At 72.3% G+C, this 21,044-nt stretch carries 16 protein-coding genes and 2 tRNA genes; 13 read left to right on the top strand and 5 right to left on the bottom strand.

Annotation, left to right across the window (positions count from 1 at the left end; translation table 11 throughout):
- Nucleotides 1-236: 236 nt before the first annotated feature.
- The 3 genes from ABZ809_RS13000 to ABZ809_RS13010 all read left to right on the top strand — a co-directional run bounded on the left by ABZ809_RS13000 (nt 237) and on the right by ABZ809_RS13010 (nt 6,738).
- Nucleotides 237-3,104 (top strand): PQQ-dependent sugar dehydrogenase, encoded by a 2,868-nt coding sequence (locus ABZ809_RS13000; RefSeq protein WP_357562656.1) that lies wholly within the window; start codon nt 237-239, stop codon nt 3,102-3,104.
- Nucleotides 3,105-3,179: 75 nt separating this feature from the next.
- The gene (locus tag ABZ809_RS13005; protein WP_357562657.1) at nt 3,180-5,288 is read left to right on the top strand and encodes a ThuA domain-containing protein; all 2,109 of its coding nucleotides are present in this window, start codon (nt 3,180-3,182) and stop codon (nt 5,286-5,288) included.
- 439 nt (nt 5,289-5,727) lie between these two features.
- Entirely contained in the window at nt 5,728-6,738 is a 1,011-nt protein-coding gene (locus tag ABZ809_RS13010; RefSeq protein WP_357562658.1) for a sugar phosphate isomerase/epimerase family protein, read from the top strand.
- Between the two features lie 319 nt (nt 6,739-7,057).
- Here ABZ809_RS13010 and ABZ809_RS13015 read toward each other — a convergent pair whose 3' ends face one another.
- Entirely contained in the window at nt 7,058-7,462 is a 405-nt protein-coding gene (locus ABZ809_RS13015; protein ID WP_357562659.1) for a hypothetical protein, read from the bottom strand.
- Nucleotides 7,463-7,732: 270 nt separating this feature from the next.
- Here ABZ809_RS13015 and ABZ809_RS13020 point away from each other — a divergent pair.
- The 4 genes from ABZ809_RS13020 to ABZ809_RS13035 all read left to right on the top strand — a co-directional run bounded on the left by ABZ809_RS13020 (nt 7,733) and on the right by ABZ809_RS13035 (nt 11,082).
- Nucleotides 7,733-7,805 (top strand) — tRNA-Asn (locus tag ABZ809_RS13020).
- Between the two features lie 495 nt (nt 7,806-8,300).
- On the top strand, nt 8,301-9,254 hold the full coding sequence (locus ABZ809_RS13025) for a hypothetical protein (RefSeq protein WP_357562660.1): 954 nt from the start codon (nt 8,301-8,303) through the stop codon (nt 9,252-9,254).
- Entirely contained in the window at nt 9,251-10,939 is a 1,689-nt protein-coding gene (locus ABZ809_RS13030) for an insulinase family protein (protein ID WP_357562661.1), read from the top strand. Before ABZ809_RS13025 ends, ABZ809_RS13030 begins: the two co-directional genes overlap by 4 nt.
- A 66-nt stretch (nt 10,940-11,005) precedes the next feature.
- A tRNA-Ile gene (locus ABZ809_RS13035) sits at nt 11,006-11,082 on the top strand.
- Between the two features lie 347 nt (nt 11,083-11,429).
- On the opposite strand, the gene ABZ809_RS13040 is transcribed toward ABZ809_RS13035, so the two are convergent.
- Nucleotides 11,430-11,861 carry a DUF2000 domain-containing protein gene (locus ABZ809_RS13040; protein WP_357562662.1) on the bottom strand — a complete coding sequence of 144 codons (432 nt, stop codon included), beginning with the start codon at nt 11,859-11,861 and terminating at the stop codon, nt 11,430-11,432.
- A gap of 6 nt (nt 11,862-11,867) precedes the next feature.
- On the opposite strand from ABZ809_RS13040, the gene ABZ809_RS13045 reads away from it, so the two are divergent.
- Nucleotides 11,868-12,713 (top strand): AraC family transcriptional regulator, encoded by an 846-nt coding sequence (locus tag ABZ809_RS13045; protein ID WP_357562663.1) that lies wholly within the window; start codon nt 11,868-11,870, stop codon nt 12,711-12,713.
- On the opposite strand, the gene ABZ809_RS13050 is transcribed toward ABZ809_RS13045, so the two are convergent.
- The 3 genes from ABZ809_RS13050 to ABZ809_RS13060 are packed head-to-tail and all read right to left on the bottom strand — an operon-like array spanning nt 12,700 to nt 14,861.
- Nucleotides 12,700-13,764, bottom strand: coding sequence for a sporulation-delaying protein SdpB family protein (locus tag ABZ809_RS13050; protein WP_357562664.1), 1,065 nt, complete (start codon nt 13,762-13,764; stop codon nt 12,700-12,702). The genes ABZ809_RS13045 and ABZ809_RS13050 overlap by 14 nt on opposite strands.
- On the bottom strand, nt 13,698-14,216 hold the full coding sequence (locus tag ABZ809_RS13055) for an SdpA family antimicrobial peptide system protein (protein ID WP_357562665.1): 519 nt from the start codon (nt 14,214-14,216) through the stop codon (nt 13,698-13,700). The genes ABZ809_RS13050 and ABZ809_RS13055 overlap by 67 nt, the downstream gene beginning before the upstream one ends.
- Before the next feature lie 6 nt (nt 14,217-14,222).
- Nucleotides 14,223-14,861 (bottom strand): hypothetical protein, encoded by a 639-nt coding sequence (locus tag ABZ809_RS13060; RefSeq protein WP_357562666.1) that lies wholly within the window; start codon nt 14,859-14,861, stop codon nt 14,223-14,225.
- 214 nt (nt 14,862-15,075) lie between these two features.
- Here ABZ809_RS13060 and ABZ809_RS13065 point away from each other — a divergent pair, with 214 nt between their 5' ends.
- The 5 genes from ABZ809_RS13065 (at nt 15,076) to ABZ809_RS13085 (ending at nt 21,032) form a co-directional block, all read left to right on the top strand.
- Nucleotides 15,076-17,895, top strand: a complete 2,820-nt coding sequence (locus ABZ809_RS13065; RefSeq protein ID WP_357562667.1) for a BTAD domain-containing putative transcriptional regulator — start codon at nt 15,076-15,078, stop codon at nt 17,893-17,895.
- Nucleotides 17,896-18,132: 237 nt separating this feature from the next.
- Nucleotides 18,133-18,615, top strand: coding sequence for a hypothetical protein (locus ABZ809_RS13070; RefSeq protein WP_357562668.1), 483 nt, complete (start codon nt 18,133-18,135; stop codon nt 18,613-18,615).
- Nucleotides 18,608-19,165, top strand: coding sequence for a hypothetical protein (locus tag ABZ809_RS13075; protein ID WP_357562669.1), 558 nt, complete (start codon nt 18,608-18,610; stop codon nt 19,163-19,165). Before ABZ809_RS13070 ends, ABZ809_RS13075 begins: the two co-directional genes overlap by 8 nt.
- Before the next feature lie 17 nt (nt 19,166-19,182).
- Entirely contained in the window at nt 19,183-20,409 is a 1,227-nt protein-coding gene (locus tag ABZ809_RS13080) for an MAB_1171c family putative transporter (RefSeq protein ID WP_357562670.1), read from the top strand.
- Nucleotides 20,406-21,032: a hypothetical protein gene (locus ABZ809_RS13085; RefSeq protein ID WP_357562671.1), complete on the top strand. Its 627-nt coding sequence runs from the start codon at nt 20,406-20,408 to the stop codon at nt 21,030-21,032. Before ABZ809_RS13080 ends, ABZ809_RS13085 begins: the two co-directional genes overlap by 4 nt.
- Nucleotides 21,033-21,044 lie beyond the last annotated feature (12 nt).

Consider the following 21,044-nt stretch of genomic DNA (forward strand, 5'->3'; position numbering starts at 1 on the left):
GACACATCGATGTACGCCATTTAATGTCGGGCCATCACGAACATGTTTCGTCGAGGTGAACCGGCGGCGCGGGAACCCATCGACTGGTGACCTGCGAGCGGTGCGCCCCATCCCTCGCAGGTCGCGGCCGGCCGGGCACGGCACCCGGCGGGCCGAGCGCATCCCCCGCTACGGCATCCGGCGCGACGGCGCGCGCCCGCCCTGGCAGTCACTCGTCAGGAAGGGACGGCACAACGATGTCCACCAAGGAACCACCCACCCGCCGGGCCCGGCGACGGCTCTCCGCCGGCTCGGCCCTGCTGCTGGTGGCCACCGCCGGCACGGTCGCCCTCGGCGCCGCGCCGGCCCCGCTCGGCGGCCCCGCCCCGGCCCAGGCCCACCCCATCGTCGGCACCGACTTCCAGCAGGTCACCCTCGCCAAGGGGGTCGCCGAGGTCGGCGAGCCCATGACGATCACGGTGCTGCCGGACCGGTCGGTCCTGCACACCGCCCGCAACGGCACCGTCCGGCGTACGGACTCCGCCGGCACCACCACCGTGATCGGCACGCTGCCGGTCTACACGCACGACGAGGAGGGGTTGCAGGGCATCGCGGCCGACCCGAACTTCGCCACCAACCGGCACATCTACCTCTACTACGCGCCGCCGCTGTCCACCCCCGCCGGTGACGCGCCGGCGACCGGCACCGACTTCTCCGCCTGGCAGGGCGTCAACCGGCTCTCCCGGTTCACCCTCAACGCCGACTTCACCATCAACACCGGCAGCCAGGTCAACATCCTCGACGTGCCCGCCGACCGGGGCATGTGCTGCCACGTCGGCGGCGACATCGACTTCGACGCCGCCGGCAACCTCTACCTCTCCACCGGCGACGACACCAACCCGTTCGACTCCGCCGGGTACGCGCCGATCGACGAGCGCACCAACCGCAACCCCGCGTACGACGCGCAGCGCAGCGCCGCCAACACCAACGACCTGCGCGGCAAGATCCTGCGGATCAAGGTGAACGCCAACGGCACGTACTCGATCCCGGCGGGCAACATGTTCGTCGACTCGGACGCGCGGACCCGCCCCGAGATCTACGCGATGGGCTTCCGCAACCCGTTCCGGATGAGCGTCGACCGGGCCACCGGCGTCGTGCACGTCGGCGACTACGGCCCGGACGCCGGCACCACCGGCACCCGGGGCCCGAGCGGGCAGGTCGAGTTCAACCGGATCACCGGGCCCGGCAACTACGGCTGGCCGTACTGCACCGGCACCAACACCGCCACCGAGACGTACGCCGAGTGGGACTTCGCCGCCGGGACGGCCGGGGCCAAGTACAACTGCACCGGCGGGCCGGCCAACAACTCGTTCCGCAACACCGGCCTGCCCACCCTGCCGGGGGCGAAGCCGGCCTGGATCCGGTACGCCGGCGACGCCGGCACCCCGCCGGAGTTCGGCGGCGGCTCCGAGTCGCCGATGGCCGGCCCGGTCTACCGGTACGACGCCGCGCTGAACTCCACCACCAAGTTCCCGCAGGCCTTCGACGGGCAGTTCTTCGCCGGTGAGCTGGGCCGGGGCTGGATCAAGCCGATCCACCCCAACGCCGACGGCAGCCCCGGCGTCATCGACACGTTCCCGTGGGTCGGCAAGCAGGTCATGGACATGGCGTTCGGGCCGGAGGGCGCGCTCTACGTCCTGGACTACGGCACCGGCTACTTCAACGGCGACGCCAACTCGGCCCTCTACCGCTTCGACTACATCGCCGGCGGCAACCGGGCACCGACCGCCGTCGCCGCGGCCGACAAGACCTCGGGCCCGGCCCCGCTGACCGTGAACTTCTCCTCGGCCGGGTCGACGGACCCGGAGGGCGGGGCGCTGACGTACGCCTGGAACTTCGGCGACGGCACCACGTCGACGAGTGCCAACCCCAGCAAGACCTACACCGCCAACGGCACCTACCAGGTCACGCTGACCGTCCGCGACCCGCAGGGCGCGACCGGCACGGCGAACGTGCAGATCGGGGTCGGCAACACCGCGCCCACGGTCGTCATCAACAGCCCGGCCAACGGGCAGCTCGTCAGCTTCGGCGACACCGTGCCGTTCAGCATCACGGTGACCGACCCGGAGGACGCGACAATCGACTGCACCAAGGTCAAGATGACCTACGTGCTGGGCCACGACAACCACGGCCACCAGATCACCTCGAAGAACGGCTGCTCGGGCTCGATCACCATCCCGCTCGACGGCGAGCACGACGACGCGGCGAACATCTTCGCCGTCTTCGACGCCGAGTACACCGACGCCGGCGGGCTGACCACGCACAAGCAACACACCCTCCAGCCGCGCAAGCGCCAGGCGGAGCACTTCAAGACCTCCTCCGGCGTCAACACCTTCGACAAGGGCACCGCCGAGGGCGGCAAGACCGTCGGCGACATCAACAACGGCGACTGGATCGCGTTCGAGCCGTACAAGCTCAACGACGCGACCTCGTTCAGCGCCCGGGTCTCCTCGGCCGGCTCCGGCGGCACCATCCAGGTGCGCGCCGGCTCGGCCACCGGCGCCGTGCTCGGCTCCGCGACCGTCCCGGTCACCGGCGGCTGGGACACCTTCACCACGGTCAGCGGCAACCTCTCCGGGGCGCCGGCCGGGACCACCACGCTCTACCTGACCTTCGCCGGCACTGGCACGGGCGCGCTCTACGACGTGGACACGTTCGCCTTCACCACCGGCGCCGCAGGGGTCCGCACGGGCCCGGTCGTCGGGCTCGGCGGCAAGTGCCTGGACGTGCGCAACGCGGCCACGGCCGACGGCACCCAGATCCAGATCTACGGCTGCAACGGCTCCGCCGCGCAGGCCTGGACGGTGACGCCGAACTCGACGGTGAAGGCGCTGGGCAAGTGCCTGGACATCTCCGGCGCCGCCACCGCCGACGGCACGAAGATCCAGTTGTGGACGTGCAACGGCACCGGGGCGCAGAACTGGTCGGCCCAGCCGGACGGCACGCTGAAGAATCCGCAGACCGGCAAGTGCCTGGACGTCTCGGGCAACACCCCGACCGACGGCCAGCCCGTGCACCTGTGGACCTGCCACACCGGCGCCAACCAGAAGTGGACCCTGCCCTGACCTGAAAGGAAGGGCCCCCTACTAACGCCTGGTGCACTGGAAGGGGCCCTTCCTCACACCTGTTGGGAGAGCGACATGCACAGACTCCTCCGACCTGCCCTCGGCGCGGCCACCGCCGTCCTCGCCGTCCTCGCCTGCACCACCCCGGCCACCCCGGCCAGCGCCGCCGACGCCCCGTACGACGTGCTCGTCTTCTCCAAGACCGCCGGCTTCCGGCACGACTCGATCGCGGTCGGCACCCAGGCCATCCGCGACCTCGGCGCGGCGAACAGCTTCACCGTCACCGCCACCGAGGACGCCGCCCAGTTCACCACCGCCAACCTGTCCCGGTACGAGGCGGTGGTCTTCCTCAACACCACAGGCGACGTGCTCGACGCGACCCAGCAGAGCGCCTTCGAGTCGTACATCGGCTCCGGCGGCGGCTTCGTGGGCGTGCACGCGGCAGCCGACACCGAGTACGGCTGGTCCTTCTACGGCAACCTGGTCGGGGCGTACTTCGCCTCGCACCCGGCCATCCAGCCGGCCAACGTGAAGGCGGAGAACCGGGCGCACCCGGCCACCGCACACCTGCCGCAGACCTGGAACCGCACCGACGAGTGGTACAACTACCAGACCAACGCCCGGTCCACGGCCCGCGTGCTGGCCACCCTCGACGAGTCGTCCTACACGGGCGGCTCGATGGGCGCCGACCACCCGCACTCGTGGTGCAAGACCTACAGCGGCGGCCGGGCCTTCTACACCGGCGGCGGGCACACCCAGGCGTCGTACGCCGAGCCAACCTTCCGGTCCCACCTGCTCGGCGGCATCCGGTACGCGGCCGGCCGGGCCAAGGCCGACTGCCGCCCCGAGACCGGCTACACGGCGCTCTACAACGGCTCCACCACCGGCTGGTCCCAGGCGGGGCCGGGCAGCTTCGGCAACGCCGACGCCACCCTCACCTCGGTCGGCGGCATGGGACTCTACTGGTACAGCGCGAAGCAGTTCACCAACTACTCGCTGAAGCTGGACTGGCGGCTCGCCGGTGACGACAACTCCGGCGTCTTCATCGGCTTCCCGCCGTCGAGCGACCCCTGGTCGGCCGTCAACAACGGCTACGAGGTGCAGATCGACGCGACCGACGCCGCCGACCGGACCACCGGCGCGGTCTACACCTTCAAGTCCGCCGACATCGCCGCCCGGGACGCGGCGCTGAACCCGCCGGGGGAGTGGAACACGTACGAGCTGCTCGTCGAGGGAGAACGCCTCCAGGTCTTCCTGAACGGCGTGAAGATCAACGACTTCACCAACACCGACCCGGTCCGCTCGCTCGCCGGCCACATCGGGCTGCAGAACCACGGCACCGGCGACGACGCGTCGTTCCGCAACATCCGGATCAAGGAACTCGGCGTCAACCCGCCGGGCGGCAACACCACCGTCCAGGCGGAGGCCTTCAGCTCCGCCGGCGGAGTCGCCCCGTTCGCCAAGGCCGGGGCCAACGGCGGCCAGACGCTCGGCCACATCGACCCGGGCGACTGGGCCGCGTACGCCGGGCTCGACCTGACCGGGGCGACGTCGCTGCGGGCACGGGTCGTCTCCGGCGGGCCGGGCGGCACCCTCCAGGTGCGTACCGGCTCCACGACCGGCACCGTGCTCGGCTCGGTGGCGGTGCCGAACACGGGCGGCTGGACCACCTTCGCCGACGTCACGACCGCCCTGTCCGGCGTGCCCACCGGCACCCGGGACCTCTACCTGACCTTCGCCGGCTCGGGCACGGGGCTCTTCGACGTGGACGACTTCACCCTGGTGAGGGGGACCGGCGGCACCGGCTCGGGCCCGGTCCGGGGCCTGGGCGGCAAGTGCCTGGACGTACGCAACAGCGGCACCGCCGACGGTACGCAGATCCAGATCTACGGCTGCAACGGCTCCACCGCGCAGACGTGGACGGTCACGCCGAACTCGACGATCCGGGCGCTGGGCAAGTGTCTGGACGTCTCGGGCGGCGCCTCGGCCGACGGCACGAAGATCCAGTTGTGGACCTGCAACGGTACGGGCGCGCAGAACTGGTCCGCCCAGGCCGACGGCACGGTACGCAACACGCAGTCGGGCAAGTGCCTCGACGTCTCCGGTAACAACTCCGCCGACGGCACCCCCGTCCACCTCTGGACCTGCACCGCCGCCCCCAACCAGAAGTGGACCCTCCCCTAACCCACCCCACCCTCCCGCCCCCGCCCTCCCGCCCCCCCCGGCCCCCCGCCCCGCCCTCGCCCCGCTCCCGCTCCCGCTCCCGCTCCCGCTCCCGCCCCGCGATCTTGCAGTTGATGCCCCGGCAATCGGGACATAAGCCGCTAACCGGGGGCCGGAAGTGCAAGATCGCCGGGCCGGGGCGGGGCGGGGCGGGCCGGGGCGGGGCAGGGAGGGGTGAGGGCGGCGGGGTGGGGTTTCTTGTGGGGGGTGGCGGTTCTAGAGTGGGGGTGGCGACCGTGGCGGTTGCCGGTGACCCGGTGGGAGGCGCAACCCGGCGGGCCGAGGTGCGTACGTGCACCCGCCGGTGCTCCGCCGTGGCCGTCGCGTACCGGCCCGGCCGGTCACCCTCGCCCCGGTCACGCACCCACGGAATCCCCCATCACCACAGGGGAGAGGCACCATGGCGCGACCCATCACGCTCTTCACCGGCCAGTGGGCCGACCTGCCGTTCGACGAGGTCTGCCGGCTCGCTGCCGAGTGGGGCTACGACGGGCTGGAGATCGCCTGCTGGGGCGATCACTTCGAGGTCGACAAGGCCCTCGCGGACGACTCGTACATCGACCGGAAGCGGGAGACCCTGGCGAAGCACAACCTGAAGGTCTTCGCGATCTCCAACCACCTGGTCGGCCAGGCCGTCTGCGACCACCCGATCGACGAGCGGCACCAGGACATCGTGCCCGCGCGGATCTGGGGCGACGGCGAGCCCGAGGGGGTACGCCGTCGGGCCGCCGAGGAGATCAAGGACACCGCCCGGGCGGCGGCGAAGCTGGGGGTGGACACGGTCGTCGGCTTCACCGGCTCGTCGATCTGGCACACCCTGGCGATGTTCCCGCCGGTGCCGCCGTCGATGATCGAGCGGGGCTACCAGGACTTCGCCGACCGGTGGAACCCGATCCTCGACGTCTTCGACGAGGTTGGGGTGCGGTTCGCCCACGAGGTGCACCCGAGCGAGATCGCGTACGACTACTGGACGACGAAGCGGGCGCTGGAGGCGATCGGGCACCGGCCCGCGTTCGGGCTGAACTGGGATCCCTCGCACTTCGTCTGGCAGGAACTGGACCCGGTGAACTTCATCTTCGACTTCGCCGACCGCATCTACCACGTCGACTGCAAGGACGCGAAGGTGCGTACGGGGGACGGGCGGCGGGGCCGGCTCGCCTCGCACCTGCCGTGGGCGGACCTGCGGCGCGGCTGGGACTTCGTCTCCACCGGCCACGGTGACGTGCCCTGGGAGGACTGCTTCCGGGCGTTGAACGCGATCGGCTACGCCGGGCCGATCTCGATCGAGTGGGAGGACGCCGGGATGGACCGCCTCGTCGGCGCGCCCGAGGCGTTGCAGTTCGTCCGCCGGCTCGCCTTCGACGCCCCCGCCGCGGCCTTCGACGCCGCCTTCAGCAGCAACCGCGACTGACGTTGCGGGCCGGGGCGCGCTTTGCCTCGCCGGTGCCCCGGCCCTCCGCGTGACCCCGGCTCGTTCGCGACCCCGGCGCATCCGTGTGACCCCGGCTCGTTCGCGATCCCGGCGTATCCGTGTTACCCCGGCGCATCCGTGTGACCCCGGACCTCCGGGTGGCCCCGGACCTGTCGCGTCACGTGCCGCACCGGATTCCTTCCCGAACGCCGGGCCGGTCGCCCGTACGCCGGGCCGGTCGCCCGTACGCCGGCGGGCCGGTCGCCCGTACGCCAGCGGGCCGGTCACCCGAAGGTGACCGGCCCGCTCGCGGATGTGATCAGAGGGTGCTGCCGTTGGTGCCCGAGCTGGACGGCTTGCTGCGGGGCGTGGTGGTGGCCGACGTCGACCCAGGGGTGGCGCCGGTGCCCGACGATCCGCCGGTGCTCTTCGCGCCGACCGTGGCCGGCGTGCCGGCGTACGCGTCGTCGGCGGCGGTCAGCTCCTGCTTGTGGCCGTTGCTGCTGAGCTTCTCACCCAGCTTCGACTGGCCGAGCTTGTCCTTGCCCTCGCTGTAGAGGCGGGTCGCCTGGGCCTGCGCGACCCCGGCCGCCTCCTGGACGGTCGGGTGGTCGAGCACCTTGCGGCCCCGGATCACCAGCTCCTCGTACTTCTCCCGACCGGCACGGGCGCCCAGGACGAATCCCGCAGCCAGCCCGCCAAGAAACATCAACTTTCCGCGCATGGCGGCTCCTTCCGTACCTGACGCGCCGTCGTCTGACGGGTTACCCCGCGAGGGGCGACCAAATCGCGCCTGCCTTCTCTGTCCGCAGCTAACTACCCATCCTGCTCTCCGCCCATGCCTCCTTGCGCCGTGACGACGATTTGTCTGGTTTATTGTCGTGTAGTCCGGACGTAGGTTGTGGGGTAACCCCCTGGACCAACACCCCCCGGAATCCTGTACTCTTGTCCCCGTCGCACAGCGCGGAAAGATCGGCGCCGGACGACACAACGGTCCCCCGTAGCTCAATTGGCAGAGCAGCCGGCTGTTAACCGGCAGGTTTTTGGTTCGAGTCCAAACGGGGGAGCTTCCGCACCGAACGCCCGCCAGCCCCGCTGGCGGGCGTTCGGCGTTTCCGCCGGCTGTGTCCGGCCGGCCGGCTCCGCCAGCTCTGCTCGGCCCGCCGGTGCCGTGCCCGCCCCCGTGCCCGCGCCCGCCGTCGGTGCCCGCGCTGCCGTACGGCCGCGGGCCGGAGGTCTGGTGGTCGGGGCCGTCCGTTCCGTCCGGGCCGGCCGTGCGGGCCGAATCCACCTGGCCCTACGGCCGGTCCCCGCCCGGCCGGATCCATCCGTCCGCGAGGTCCACTCCCGAGGCGGCGTCCGCCGCGCCGCCGGCCAGGGGCGGCTGCGCGAGGTGCGACAGCCGCGGATGGCCTGCTCGCGGCCGGGAAGCACCGGGGCCGCCCCTCCTCCCACGGGGTACGGGCCGCCGCCGGCGCGCCACGGGTGCCGTCCTGCCGGGCTTGCGTACCGGCTGAACAAAGGAGGTTCCGGGCCGATGAAGATCACCTATGATCCTCGCCATGCCCACAGCCCCCGCCCCGCCCAACTTCGACTCCGCAGCGGCGTTCGCCGAGGTCAAGCCCGTACGTGAGGCGCTGTCGAGGCGTGACTGGCCGGCCCTGCGCGGGCACTTCGCACAGCTGGATCCGCACGGCCGGACCTTCCTCGTCGGGGTGGCCGCCGAGGCCGACTCCATCGAGCCGTTCCTGCGGCAGGTGACCGACGAGCACCCGGAGGACGCCCTCGCCGGCACCCTGCTGGGGGCACACCTGATCCGGGCGGGCTGGCGCATCCGCTCGTCCTACCGGGCGCGGCACGTCAGCCGGGAGCAGTTCGCCCGGTTCCACGAGCACCTCCGGCGGGCCGAACAGGTGCTCATCGACGTCACCGCCCGCCATCCCGACGACGCGGCGGCCTGGACCCAGCGGATCACGAACGCCCGGGGGCTCGAACTCGGTCAGGCGGAGGCGCGCCGACGCTACGACCAACTCGCCAGGCAGCACCCGCACCACCTGCCCGCGCAGACCTCCCTGCTGCAACAGTTCTGCCCGAAGTGGAGCGGCACCTGGGACCGGGCGCACGCCTTCGCCCGGGAGTGCGCCGACGCCGCCCCACCCGGCGCCCCGAACGCCATACTCGTGGTCGAGGCGCACCTCGAACAGGCCCTGGACCACGACAGCGTCGCCGGGGCGCGTGCCTGGCTCCGCGACCCGCAGGTGCGTCGCGAGATCCACGAGGCGGCGCAGCGGTCGATCTGGCATCCGGAGTTCCGCCACGACTGGGCCTGGCTCAAGGCGCGCAGCGTCTTCGCCATGGCGTTCTGCCTGATGGAGGAATGGGGCCCGGCGGCGCAGCAGTTCGCCGCCATGGGGCCGCTCGGCGACGAGGCGATGTTCGGTTACATCGACGGCGACGAGGTGGCGCAGTTCCAGCGCTTCCGCGACAAGGCCTACGCGAAGGGCGGTCGGGCATGATCCAGGAACTGGACGTGGACGGGGTGCCCACGCTGCTCGCCCCCACCGGCGGGCCGATGCGCGCCGGGCTGACCTTCCGGGTCGGCACCGCCGACGAGACGCTCGCCCGCAGCGGCATCACCCACCTGCTGGAACACCTCGCGCTGGCCCCGCTCGGGCTGACCGACTACCACGTCAACGGCGCCACCGCGCCGGTGTTCACCACGTTCCACATGCAGGGCTCCGAGCAGGACGTCGCCGCCTTCCTGACCGCCGTCTGCGCCAACCTGACCGAGCTGCCGACGGGCCGGATGGAGGTCGAGAAGGAGATCCTGCGGACCGAGTACGGCAGCCGGGGCAGCACCGCCGCTGACGACATCCCGCTGTGGCGGCACGGTGCGCGCGACTTCGGCATCATGAGCTACCCGGAGTGGGGGCTGGCCGCGCTCACCGCCGACGACCTGCGGCAGTGGGCGGCCCGCTGGTTCACCCGGGAGAACGCCGTGCTCTGGATCGCCGGGAAGGCCGTGCCCGCCGGGCTGCGGCTGGCGCTGCCCGCAGGCGTACGACAGCCCGTGCCGGCCCCCTCGTCGGCGCTGCCGCAGACCCCCGCGTACTTCGTCGGCGGCTCGCGGGCGGTGGTGCTGGACGCCGTCGTGCGGCGCCGGACCGCCGCCAGCGTCTTCGCCGACGTGCTGGAGCGCGAGCTGTACCGCGCGCTGCGTCAGGACGGCGGGCTCTCCTACCAGACGGTCGCGGGCTACGAGCCGCGCGGCGACGGCAACGCGTCGCTGCGGGCGTTGGCCGACGCGCTGCCGGAGAAGCAGGACGCCGTGCTCGGCGGATTCGTCGACACGCTCGCCAAGCTGCGGATCGGCCGGATCGAGCAGGCCGACCTCGACGCCGTCGTGGCGAAGCGGGAGGATTTTCTCGGTACGGCCGAGGTGGACGCGGCGCGGCTGCCGTCGTACGCCTTCAACGTGCTCACCGGGGAGCGCAACCTCACCGTCGACGAGCACCGGGCCGAGCTGAAGGCGGTCAGCACCGACGACCTGCACGAGGTCGCCCGCGAGGCGCTGGCCGGCGCGCTGCTGATGGTGCCCCAGGGACACCGGGCCGACTGGGCCGGCTTCGTCGAGGCACCCACCCGCTCGCCGGACACGGTGACCGGCACGGCGTACCGGGAGAAGGAGGGCGACGGCGAGCTGCGCGTCGGCGTGGACGGGGTGAGCTGGCTCGGCCCCGGCGGCCCGCTCACCGTCCGGTACGCCGAGTGCGCCCTCATGCTCGCCTGGCCCGACGGCGCCCGGCAGCTCATCGGCGACGACGCCATCTCGATGCGGATCGAACCCACCATGTTCCATCTGCATCCCGGCGCGATCCGGGTGATCGATTCCCAGGTGCCCGCCGACCGGCAGGTCGTCATGCCGGCCCGCGACCCGGAGCGCATTCCCCAGCCGAGCTCCGCGACGGACTCCCAGGAACGGCGGACGGCGCGTTCCTGGTGGGAGATCCCACTGATGGTCGTCAGCGGTCTGGTCGCGCTGGCCGTCGGTGTGCCGACCGCGCTGCTCACCCTCGGCATGTTCATCACCGAGACAGCCGAGGGGGAGGGCTGGCTGTGGGGCGTGGTCGCCCTGGGGTGGCTGCTCACTGTTATCCTCGCGTTGCCCATCGTGCTGCTGCGTCGACGCCGCCGCCGGTGAGCGACTGCGCCGTTTTGTGCTGGCCGGTGATCTGCCGGGCGGGATAAGATCCGGCGCGCGGTGCTGGGGGCGGTAGCTCAGCCGGTTAGAGCAGGGGACTCATAATCCCTCGGTCGCGGGTTCGAGCCCCGCCCGCCCCACCACGGAAACCCTGCCCTCGGCTCACCTGGTTACCGTGACCATGTCGACGGCGATGAGGGACAGGCGTGCGATGTCGTACCCGCCCGCTACGGTTCACCGCAGTTGGCCGGTCAGAGCAACCCCATGCGGGACAGCGCGGCTACGGGGGGCGGGCACTGGTAGGTCCCCGGAGTGATCCCGGGACTGAATATTGGACACCGCGACCCGCCCCTCGCCACGCGCACCAGGAGCCCGAGAACGTCCGCATCCAGTTCCCGAGAGGTCGACGGACCGGCCGGTCGCTGTCCCCGTGGACGCGTACCTGTCGGGGGCGCGGTCGACATCTCACCCAAATCCCCCGCCCGGCGGGTCAGTGGTGCATGCTCGCGCCCTTGAGCACCTTGTCCACCGCGTTGCGCGGGCCGTAGGTGGCCATTCCGACCAGGTCCAGTTGCTCGGTGGTGACGGCGCGCACGGCGGCCCGGTTGTCCCGGTCGTTGTTCGTGGCGAAGAGGTCGGAGGTGAAGACCGACACCGGCAGGTTGCGGCCGATCGCCCGCGCGTGTGCCGCCTGGAGCAGCTCCTTGCCGCCCTCGAACACCAGCACGGGCTGGCGGAACATCGACAGGTATCGCACATCGCTCGCGTCCTCGTACGGCTGGCCGATCACCTCGGGCACCGCCGTGCCGATGCCGCTGACCAGAAAGGCCGTGATGTTGAGGCGTTGCCAGGTGAGCAGGTCGTCGCGCAGGAGAACGGCGATCTTGGTGTCGAAGCGTACGGGTGTGGTGTCGGGTCGCATGATCCGATGATCAGCCGTGCCGGACCGGCGGTCTTGTACGATTTTGACGTGTCGGTGACCAGCGCTGGCGCGGCGGGCGTGGCTGTCTCCGCCTGGCGCCCGTGCCTGGACGGGGTGGTGGAGGTGCTGCACGCCCACCTCACCGGTCACGCATATCCGATGCACGCGCACGACAGTTGGACCCTGCTGATCGTCGACGACGGCGCGGTGCGTTACGACCTCGACAAGCACGAGCGCGCCGCGTTCGGCGACCTGGTCACGCTGCTCCCGCCGTACGTGCCGCACAACGGCACCGCCGCCCACCCGCACGGCTTACGCAAGCGGGTGTTCTACCTGGCGTCCGATCGGCTGCCCACCGACCTGATCGGCGCCTCGGTGGACAACTCCGTGTTCACCGACCCCTCGCTCCGCCGCCGGATAGCCGCCCTGCACGAGGTGATCGGGCAGCCCGGCGAGGATCTCGCGGCCGAGGGCCACTTCGCTGAGATCACCGAGCGGCTGCGCGTTCGGCTCGGCTTCCCGGGCCTGCCCGAGCGGCTCGACCGGACCCCGGCGCGCCGGCTGCGCGACCTGCTGGAGGAGAACGTCGTGCCGGGCATCTCGCTCGACGAGGCGTCCCGCCTGCTGCACTTCCACCCGGCCTATCTGGTGCGGTCGTTCACCCGTGAGTTCGGCATGCCTCCGCACCAGTATCTGATCTCCCGCCGGGTCGACCTGGCCCGCCGGCTGATCCTGGCCGGCGATCCGCTGTGGTCGATCGCGGCAGGCAGCGGCTTCTACGATCAGCCGCACCTGATCCGCCACTTCAAGCGGATCCTCGGTGTGAGCCCGAAGGCGTTCAGCAAGGGCTGACCGGCCCGGGGCCGCCACGGGAAGCGGCCGAGGACACCGGTTTCGACGTCAGCTCCAGGACTGTCCGGTCCGAGGTGCGTTGTCCGGTGCCGCGTGCCCGCGCTACCGGGACCACCGGCAGCCTGACCTGGTGTCCCACGGGCAACAGGTAGAGCAGCAGGGCCCCGCTCATCGCGAAGCCGAACGTGACCAGCTCCAGGACGACCGCGATGCCGATGTGGAAGGCCAGGCCGGCGACGAGGAGCACGCGGCGCAGCCCGGGAGGCAGCAGCCGGGCCAGGGCCAGGGCGAACTCCAGCACCAGCACCGACCAGGTGAACAGCGTCACCCCTGTCGCGGAACTGGTGGCCGCCTCGGTCAGCGGCCGTAGCAGGCTGGGCGGCTCGTACCCGGGCGTGCGCAGCCAGTAGAACATCGCGGTGCCGTCGGCCCACTCGGTCACGCCCAGTTTCGCGATGCAGGCGTGCAGGTACACGACGGCGACCTGGAGCCAGATGAGGATCAGAGCGGCGTGCGCGAGCACCCGGCCGGTGCCGATGCTGGTGCCGGACGGGGACGGTTGCCAGTGCCATCGCCGGGGGTCGGTGAGCCCCAGCGGGAGCAGCAGCAGGGTGAGGGCGGCCGTGATGTGGTCGCCGCCGTCCAGTGCGGCGAGGTTGGCGATGACGCTCCAGGAGACGTACCAGTGCGGCAGCGCGGTCCACCGGGGCCGCCAGCCGCTGGCGACCACGACCAGCACGGCGATCCCGATCCACCGGGCGACCTGCCCGCCTGCGGCGGGCAGGGCGCACCAGATGCCGGCGGCCGCCGGTCCCGCGCAGTTCCTGGTGCCGTCCACGGCCAGCAGGATCGCCGGTGGATTGACCAGCAGGGTGGCGCCGGTGCCGGCGGCCAGCAGGGTCCGGGCCAGCCCGAGCCCACTGGACCAGGGCGCGACCGCCAGCCCGGGTCGGCAGCGCCGGCCGACCCGGGCCAGCCACCGGTCTAGCAGGTCACCGTGAGCCGGGCCACGCGGGACGGGAGCACGGTCGGCAGGTCTTTCCAGGCCCACGGGAGTACCTCCTGAAGGACGATTCCGACGTTGCCGCAGAGCGTGCGGACGGTGGCGGTGTTGGCCACCCGGGTGTCCCGGGCGGTGGCCAGGCAGGCGGCGGCCTCGCGGTCACACGTGGTCCACGCGGGCCCGTCCAGCCGGCGGGTGAGCAGCGAGATCTCCGCGCTGCGGGCCCGGTCCCGCTTGTCCAGGCCGGCGGGGCCCCGGCTGCGGTCCGGAGCGGGCCGCCACCGGCCGTCCCGGTCCGTCGTGTAGGCCACCGGGCTGGGCTGGCGGGGGTCGCGGGTGAAGAACGCCCAGCCTTCCGGCATCAGTACGCGGGCGACCGACCGGCCGGGTGGGGCCGGCATCGCGGCCACCGGCACCACCGCCCGGACGAGGTACGCCACGAGCAACCCGGCGACCAACACGATCACGGCGATTCGCCGGCCCAGCCCGATGTCGTCCACTGCGGACTACCCGACGCGCAGGTCGCGGCTGATGACCTGGATGAGCTGATCCTGCACCAGGCTGGCCTGTGGTGCCGGGTTGCCGGCCATGTCCCACGACCAGCCGGCGAACCCGCCGGCGAAGACCGCCCGGATGGTGCCGACCTCCAGTGGGGTCCGGTTGACGTCGTCCATGTCGATGTAGGAGTCGGCGCGGACGATCTCGTACGCGTTCGCCATCAGGGCGTCGTCGACCAGGAGCACGGCGGCGTCCACGGTCTCCTTGCCGAACTCCCGGTTGAAGACCTCGCGGGCCAGCCCGACGAGGGTGACCAGGCCGTCCCGGACCAGGACGGGGTTGCCGCTCTGCACCCGCTGCGAGATGTACGCCTCGGACCAGCCGCCCCGACGGGTCAGCTCCGCGTTGAGCACGTTCTGGGCCAGCCGTAGCGTTACCGTCCACCGCGTCGGCGGGCGCTCCAGGTAGACCAGCCGGTAGGCGGCCGGCCCGTCGTTGAACAGGATCGCGTTGGAGAGCTGCGTGGCCGTGAACCGTGGCGTCCCGCCCGGCCAGCCGGGGTTGGCCTGGCCGCGTGCCCCGAAGCCGACGGACACCGTCGCCAGGACCAGCACGAACAGGCTGAGCCAGACCTTGCGGTGTGTCATGACTTACCTCCCGTCAATCAGAGTTTTCGGGAGCACTCTGCGCCCGACCGTCCCCGGTTCGTCCCCGGCTCGTCCCCAACTGGCACCTGGCCCGGCACCCACGACGGTGGGACAATCCACAGTGGGCCGACTTGTTCGGCCGGCGGCCGGGGCCGTCGGTGGCGTGGGTCCGCACGGAACGCACCGTCGGCGCGCGGACGGGGGCGGGAGGTACGTGAGGTTCCAGGTACTGGGTCCGTTCCGGGTGCAGCTCGACCGTGGCGAGATTCCCCTGGCCGCGTCACGCGAGCAGCGCATCCTGGCCGCCCTGCTGCTCGACGCGAACCGGGTGGTGCCGGTGTCCCGGCTGGTCGAGGCGATCTGGGACGAGCATCCGCCGACCAGCTCGGTCAAGGTGGTCCGCAACTGTGTGTCGATGCTGCGGAGGCGGCTGGTGACGGCGGGCGAGATCGTCACCGAGTCCGGCGGGTACCTGCTGCGCGTCCCGTACGACGACCTCGACCTGCGGGTCTTCGCCGATCGGGCACAGCAGGGCCGCCGGCTCGCCGCCGCCGGAGAGCTGGCGGACGCGGTCGTCCACCTGCGGGAGGCCCTGGCGCTGTGGCGCGGGCCCGCCTTCACCGGGGTGACCGGCCGGCTGATCGAGGCGGCGGCGGCGCAGCTCGACGACCAACGCCGCAGCGTGCAGGAGGAACGCCTGGCACACGAACTCACGTTGGGCGGGGGAGCCGAACTCGTGGACGAGATCGCCGACCTGGTCGCGGCGGAGCCACTGCGCGAGCGGGCCCACGGGCAGCTCATGCTCGCCCTCTACCGGGCCGGCCGCCGCACCGAGGCGCTCCAGGCGTATCAGCGGGTACGGCGGCTGCTGGTGGGCGAGCTGGGAATCGAGCCGGGGCAGGAACTGGCCGAGCTGCACCGCGCGATCCTCGAAGCCGACCCGCGACTGGCACCGGTCACGATGCCCACGGCCATCCCCGGGCCGGAGTCCGCCCGGCCGGTCACGCCGACCCCGACCAGGCCGGTTCCCGCGCAGCTACCCGCGTCGCCGCCCGCCTTCACCGGACGCACCGCCGAGCTCGACGAGCTGTGCGGGCTGCTGGATGCGGCGGCACGGGCCGGCACGGCCATGGTGGCCGTCGTCTCCGGCACCGCGGGGGTGGGAAAGACGGCCCTGGCGGTCCACTTCGCCCGCCTCGTGGTCGACCGGTTTCCGGACGGCCAGCTCCACGTCGACCTGCGCGGCTTCCATCCGACCGGTCCGCCGCTCGACCCCGGCGAGGCGGTCCGCGGCTTCCTGGCCGCGTTCGGCGTGCCGGCACAGCAGCTGCCCGAGGGCCTGGCCGCCCAGTCGGCGATGCTGCGCACGCTGCTGGCCGAGCGCCGGGTCCTGCTGGTGCTGGACAACGCCCGCGACAGCGAGCACGTCCGCCCGCTGCTGCCGGGCGGGCCCGGCTGCCTCACCCTCATCACCAGCCGCAGCAGATTGTCCGGTCTGGTGGCGACCGAAGGAGCGCATCCGGTCTCCCTCGGTCCGCTGCCGCTCGGCGACGCGCACCGGATGCTGGTCCGCCGCCTCGGCGCGGCGCGGCTCACCGCCGAGCCGGCGGCCGTCACGACGATCGCCGCCCGGTCGGCGGGGCTGCCCCTGGCGCTGGCGATCGTGGCGTCCCGGATGGTCGGTCACCCCCACTTTCCCCTGCGGGCCATCGCCGAGGAGTTGGAACTGGCCCACGGGAGCCTGGAGGGGTTCACGGGCGTGGACGCCGAAACCGACGTCCGGTCGGTCTTCTCCTGGTCGTACCGCGCCCTGAGCGGTCCGGCCGCGCGCCTGTTCCGGCTGCTCAGCATGCATCCCGGCCCGGACCTGGGCGCGGTTGCGGCGGCCAGCCTCGCCGGTGTGCCACCCTCGCGGGTGCGCCCGCTGCTGGCCGAACTCGCGCACGCGCACATGGTCACCGAACACACGCCCGGCCGGTACGCCATGCACGACCTGCTCCGCGCGTACGCCGTGGAGCGGACGGACATCGAGGATGACGGCGCCGAGCGGCTGGCCGTGACCCACCGGATGTTCGACCACTACCTGGGCGGCGCCCACCTTGCCGACCTGCGGCTGCACCCACACCGGGATCCGATCCGGCTGCCGGCGGCGGTCCCGGGCGTGACCGTGGCGGTCGTCGGCGACCGCGAGGCGGCCCTGGCCTGGTTCAGCCAGGAGCATCCGGTGCTGCTCAATCTCCTGCGGCGGGCCGGCAGCGACGGCCACGACGTCCACGCGTGGCAGCTCGGCTGGGCCATGACCACGTACCTGGACCGGCGTGGCCACTGGCATGACCAGGCGATCGTCCAACAGCTAGCGCTGGAGGCGGCCCGCCGGGTCCGGGACCGGGACGGGCAGGCCCGGGCGCACCGCAACATCTCCATCGCGCACCTGCGCCGGGGCCGGCACGGTGAGGCCAGCGACCACCTGTGGCACGCGGTGCGGCTCTACCGCGGGCTCGGCGACCAGGTCGGGCAGGCCCGCACCCTGCTCAACCTGGGTACGGTCGCCGAGCACCGGGGCCAGCCCCGGCTCGCCCTGCGCTACGCCGAACAGTCGCTGCGGCTGTTCCGGGCGGCCGGGCACCCATCCGGGCAGGCGAACGCCCTGAACAACGCGGGCTGGTACCACCTCCAGCTCGGTGACCACGAGCTGGCGCCGCACCACTGCCAGCGGGCGCTGGCGCTGCACCAGGAGGCCGGCGACCGCTACTGGCAGGCCCACACCTGGGACAGCCTGGGGTGCGCGCACCACCACCTGGGCCGGTATCCCGAGGCCACCGAGTGCTACCGGCAGGCCCTGTCGCTCTGGCGCGAGGTGGGCGAACGCTACTACGAGTCGGCCACGCTCACGCACCTCGGCGACACCCATCTCGCCGAGGGCGAGCGGTCGGCGGCGCGCGGGGTGTGGCGGGAGGCGCTGGACATCGTCGTGGAGTTGGGGCAGGACGCCGGCCGCATCCTGGACAGGATCCGTGCGGTGACGACCGGCTGAGGTGCGGATGTCGCCGTGTCGTCGCAGTCGTGGGGCCGTTGCAAGCCCCCGTGGAACTTGCAACGGCAAGTGATATTACGTTCGCGGAGAGGCAGATTGTCAACAGCCGTTACGTCAGGGCGGATCGACCTTCACGAGTGTTAAGATCGGCGCGGGTTGATCAGGGAAGGTGGCCGCATGCCGACATCCGACGGGTCACACACTCCCCGCCCGGACTTTCGCGAGAGACTCAACCGCTTGTACGACGAGCGGCGGGACGCCGACGGAAGGCACTACACCAACGCCCGGGTGGTCCAGTTGATCAACGCCTCGGGCCTGGCCACGGTCACCGAGGCGTATATGTCCAACCTCCGCAACGGGAAAGGACCGGAACCCCGGCTCAACCTGGTGGAGGCGATCGCCCGCGCCTTCGGCGTACCGACCACCTACTTCCTCTCCGGCCCGGCCGGCGACAGCGAGGTGGAGGCGCAACTGCGCGCGCTCGTCGCCGACAACCCGGCGCTCGCCGACCAGGTCGAACTGCTGCTGACCATGGCCCACGTGGGAGTCACCCGCATCGGCGCCCGTGGCACCCGGTTCACCGACCACGGCCGTCGCGCCCTCACCCGCCTCATCCAGGCTGCGGGCAAGCTGTCGGAGCCCGAGGTCGACGCGGTGCTCCGCGTCGCGGAGGTGATGGCCGCGGACGAGAGGCCCGGCGGACCAGCCCGCGATGGATGACCGGTTGCGAGCCGAGTGCGAGGAACGGCTCACCGAGATCGAGGCCCTGATCCCCGTTCCCTGGCAGACGGAGGAGTTCCTCCGCCGGCTCGGGGAGGCACGCGGGCGGACCATCGTCCTGCGGACCGTCGAGGCCGACCCTGACGCGCCCTGTGGCGTGTACCTGGCCATCGGCGACGTCGACACACTCGTCGTTCCCGCGCGGACCGACCCGTACCATCGCGACCACGTCCTGGCCCACGAGATCGCGCACATGCTGTTCGACCTCGAACCGGGCCACGGCGAGGCGGCTGCCGGGGAGAGTTCGGTCATCGACCGGGAGTACGCGCAGGCCCTGTTCCCGGACATCCCGCCCGAGCTCATCAAGGCCCTGCTGGGCCGGCGGGGCTACGGCAACCGGGTGGAGCGACGGGCCGAGTTGTTCGCCGAGTTGCTGCTGGAACGGGTGCGGGAGCGCCAGTCGGCGGCGGAGCAGGGCCAGGAGGCCGGGCTCACGCGGGAGCAGCAGGAGATCGCGGAACGGCTGAGCAGGGCGCTGGAGCAGCACTAGGACCCGGAGGCAACGTCATGCTCGTCAGCGTCGTGATGGTCACGGCATCGGCGGCGTCGCTGGTCGCAGCCGCGTACAAGGCGCTCGGCCTGCGCTCGAACCCGCGCAATCCCAGCCTGCGCGCGCTCGTCTTCGGCCTGTTCGTCCTCGGCGTCTCGATCGCGGCGACGGCGCCGGTCGTCTACACCCCCGTCAACCACCTCATCGGGATCCCGAACCTGCTGCGCGTCACCACCCACCTCGGCATGATCGCGTTCAGCGTGGCCATCACGATCATGCGCCTGTACGTGGCCTACCCCGCCGAACAGGCGGGCCCGAGAGCCCGGCGCAGGGTCGTCGCCTACATCGCCGCCGGCGTCACCATGGCGGTCCTGTTCGTGGCGGCGCCCGTCGACGAGGACCGGGTCGACTGGACCATCCACTACGGTGACGAGCCGATCGTGCGCGTCTACCTCCTCGTCTACCTGCTGACCTTCGGCAGCGCCATTTTCGAGATCGCCCTGCTGTCCCACCGTACGGCGAAGTTCCTGCCGGCCGGCCCGCTGCGCAGCGGCATGCGCTTCACCGAGATCGGCGCGAGCCTCGGCTTCGCCTACTCCGTCTACAAGGCCGCGTACGTCGCGTGGTCCGCCTTCGGTGTCACGATGCCCGGGCCGATCGCGTGGCTCGACCGGGAGGACCTGGTGTCGCCGCTGCTGGCCACGCCCGGCGCCGTGCTCATGGTCATCGGTCTCACGTTGCCGTCCTGGCTGCCCTCCCTGCGGGCGGCCCGGGCCGGGATCGGCCTGCGCCGCACGTACCGCGACCTCTACCACCTGTGGCTTCCCCTCTACCACGCCGAACCCGAGATCCTGTTCGGCCCGGTGCCGCCGGCGCGGCCCGGCCTGCGGCCGAGCCGGCTGGCGAAGCTCGTGGAACGCCGCGCCATCGAGATCCCCGACGGGATGCTGCGGCTCGCCGCCTACTACGACCCGGCAGTCCAGGCCGCCGCCGAGGCCGCGGCGACCAGGGCGGGACTGGCCGGGGACGATGCCCGCGCCGCCGTGGCCGCAGAATGCATACGTGACGCTCTCGACGCCGTACGCGCCGGCCGCAGGCCCGCCACACCCGCCGTCCTCGAACTGGCCGGCGCGACCACCCTCGCCGACGAGATCCGGTGGCTGGAGCGGGTCGCCAGGGCGTACCGCCGGCAGGGGGCGGCGCGTCCTCGGGCCCGGGGCGCGGAGGCGGTGACCGCGCCGTGACCACCGCTCCCGCCGCACCCCCGACCGCGAGCCCGGCCGCCCCGACGGCCCACCCCGCCGCCCGGGCGCTGTCCGAGCTGCTCTCGCCGCCCATCCTGCTGGCTGCCGCCGGTGTCGCGGTCGCCGCGGACACCGCGACGGCGCTGTCGCGCGGGCTGCTGGCCGCCGCCACGGCACTGTTGTTCGGCGGCGTGCTGCCGATGGCGTGGATCCTGACGGCCGTACGCCGTGGCGGCCTGACCGACCGCCACATCACCCAGGTCCGCCGGCAACGGCACCTGCCCCTGGCGATCTCCCTGGCGTGCGTCCTGGCCGGCGCCGGTCTGCTCGCGGCGGCGGGGGCCCGGCCCGTGGCCGTACTGTTCCTGCTGGCGGCGGCCACGTTGGTGCCATCCATGGTGGTGACGGTGTGGTGGCAGGTGTCCATCCACTCGGCCGTCGCCGCGACGACCGCCCTGTTCCTGATCGCACTGTGGGGGCCGTGGGCGCTCGCCGGCGTCGCCGTGGTGGTCGCGCTCGGCTGGTCGCGGTTGGAGCTGCGCGCGCACACCCTGGCGCAGGTGCTCGTCGGGATGGCCATCGGCGTGGTCGTCGGGTCCGCAGCCTGGCCGCTGCTCGCCTGACCGACCGGGGGC

The organism is Micromonospora sp. NPDC047074, from assembly GCF_040643815.1.
In the GTDB taxonomy this organism is placed as follows: domain Bacteria; phylum Actinomycetota; class Actinomycetes; order Mycobacteriales; family Micromonosporaceae; genus Micromonospora.

Bases quoted from the DNA above. Each gene is read 5' to 3' on its own strand.
- ABZ809_RS13000 (WP_357562656.1), top strand. From the start codon at position 237: ATGTCCACCAAGGAACCACCCACCCGCCGGGCCCGGCGACGGCTCTCC.
- ABZ809_RS13005 (WP_357562657.1), top strand. From the start codon at position 3,180: ATGCACAGACTCCTCCGACCTGCCCTCGGCGCGGCCACCGCCGTCCTC.
- ABZ809_RS13010 (WP_357562658.1), top strand. From the start codon at position 5,728: ATGGCGCGACCCATCACGCTCTTCACCGGCCAGTGGGCCGACCTGCCG.
- ABZ809_RS13015 (WP_357562659.1), bottom strand. From the start codon at position 7,462: ATGCGCGGAAAGTTGATGTTTCTTGGCGGGCTGGCTGCGGGATTCGTC.
- ABZ809_RS13025 (WP_357562660.1), top strand. From the start codon at position 8,301: ATGCCCACAGCCCCCGCCCCGCCCAACTTCGACTCCGCAGCGGCGTTC.
- ABZ809_RS13030 (WP_357562661.1), top strand. From the start codon at position 9,251: ATGATCCAGGAACTGGACGTGGACGGGGTGCCCACGCTGCTCGCCCCC.
- ABZ809_RS13040 (WP_357562662.1), bottom strand. From the start codon at position 11,861: ATGCGACCCGACACCACACCCGTACGCTTCGACACCAAGATCGCCGTT.
- ABZ809_RS13045 (WP_357562663.1), top strand. From the start codon at position 11,868: ATGATCAGCCGTGCCGGACCGGCGGTCTTGTACGATTTTGACGTGTCG.
- ABZ809_RS13060 (WP_357562666.1), bottom strand. From the start codon at position 14,861: ATGACACACCGCAAGGTCTGGCTCAGCCTGTTCGTGCTGGTCCTGGCG.
- ABZ809_RS13075 (WP_357562669.1), top strand. From the start codon at position 18,608: ATGGATGACCGGTTGCGAGCCGAGTGCGAGGAACGGCTCACCGAGATC.
- ABZ809_RS13080 (WP_357562670.1), top strand. From the start codon at position 19,183: ATGCTCGTCAGCGTCGTGATGGTCACGGCATCGGCGGCGTCGCTGGTC.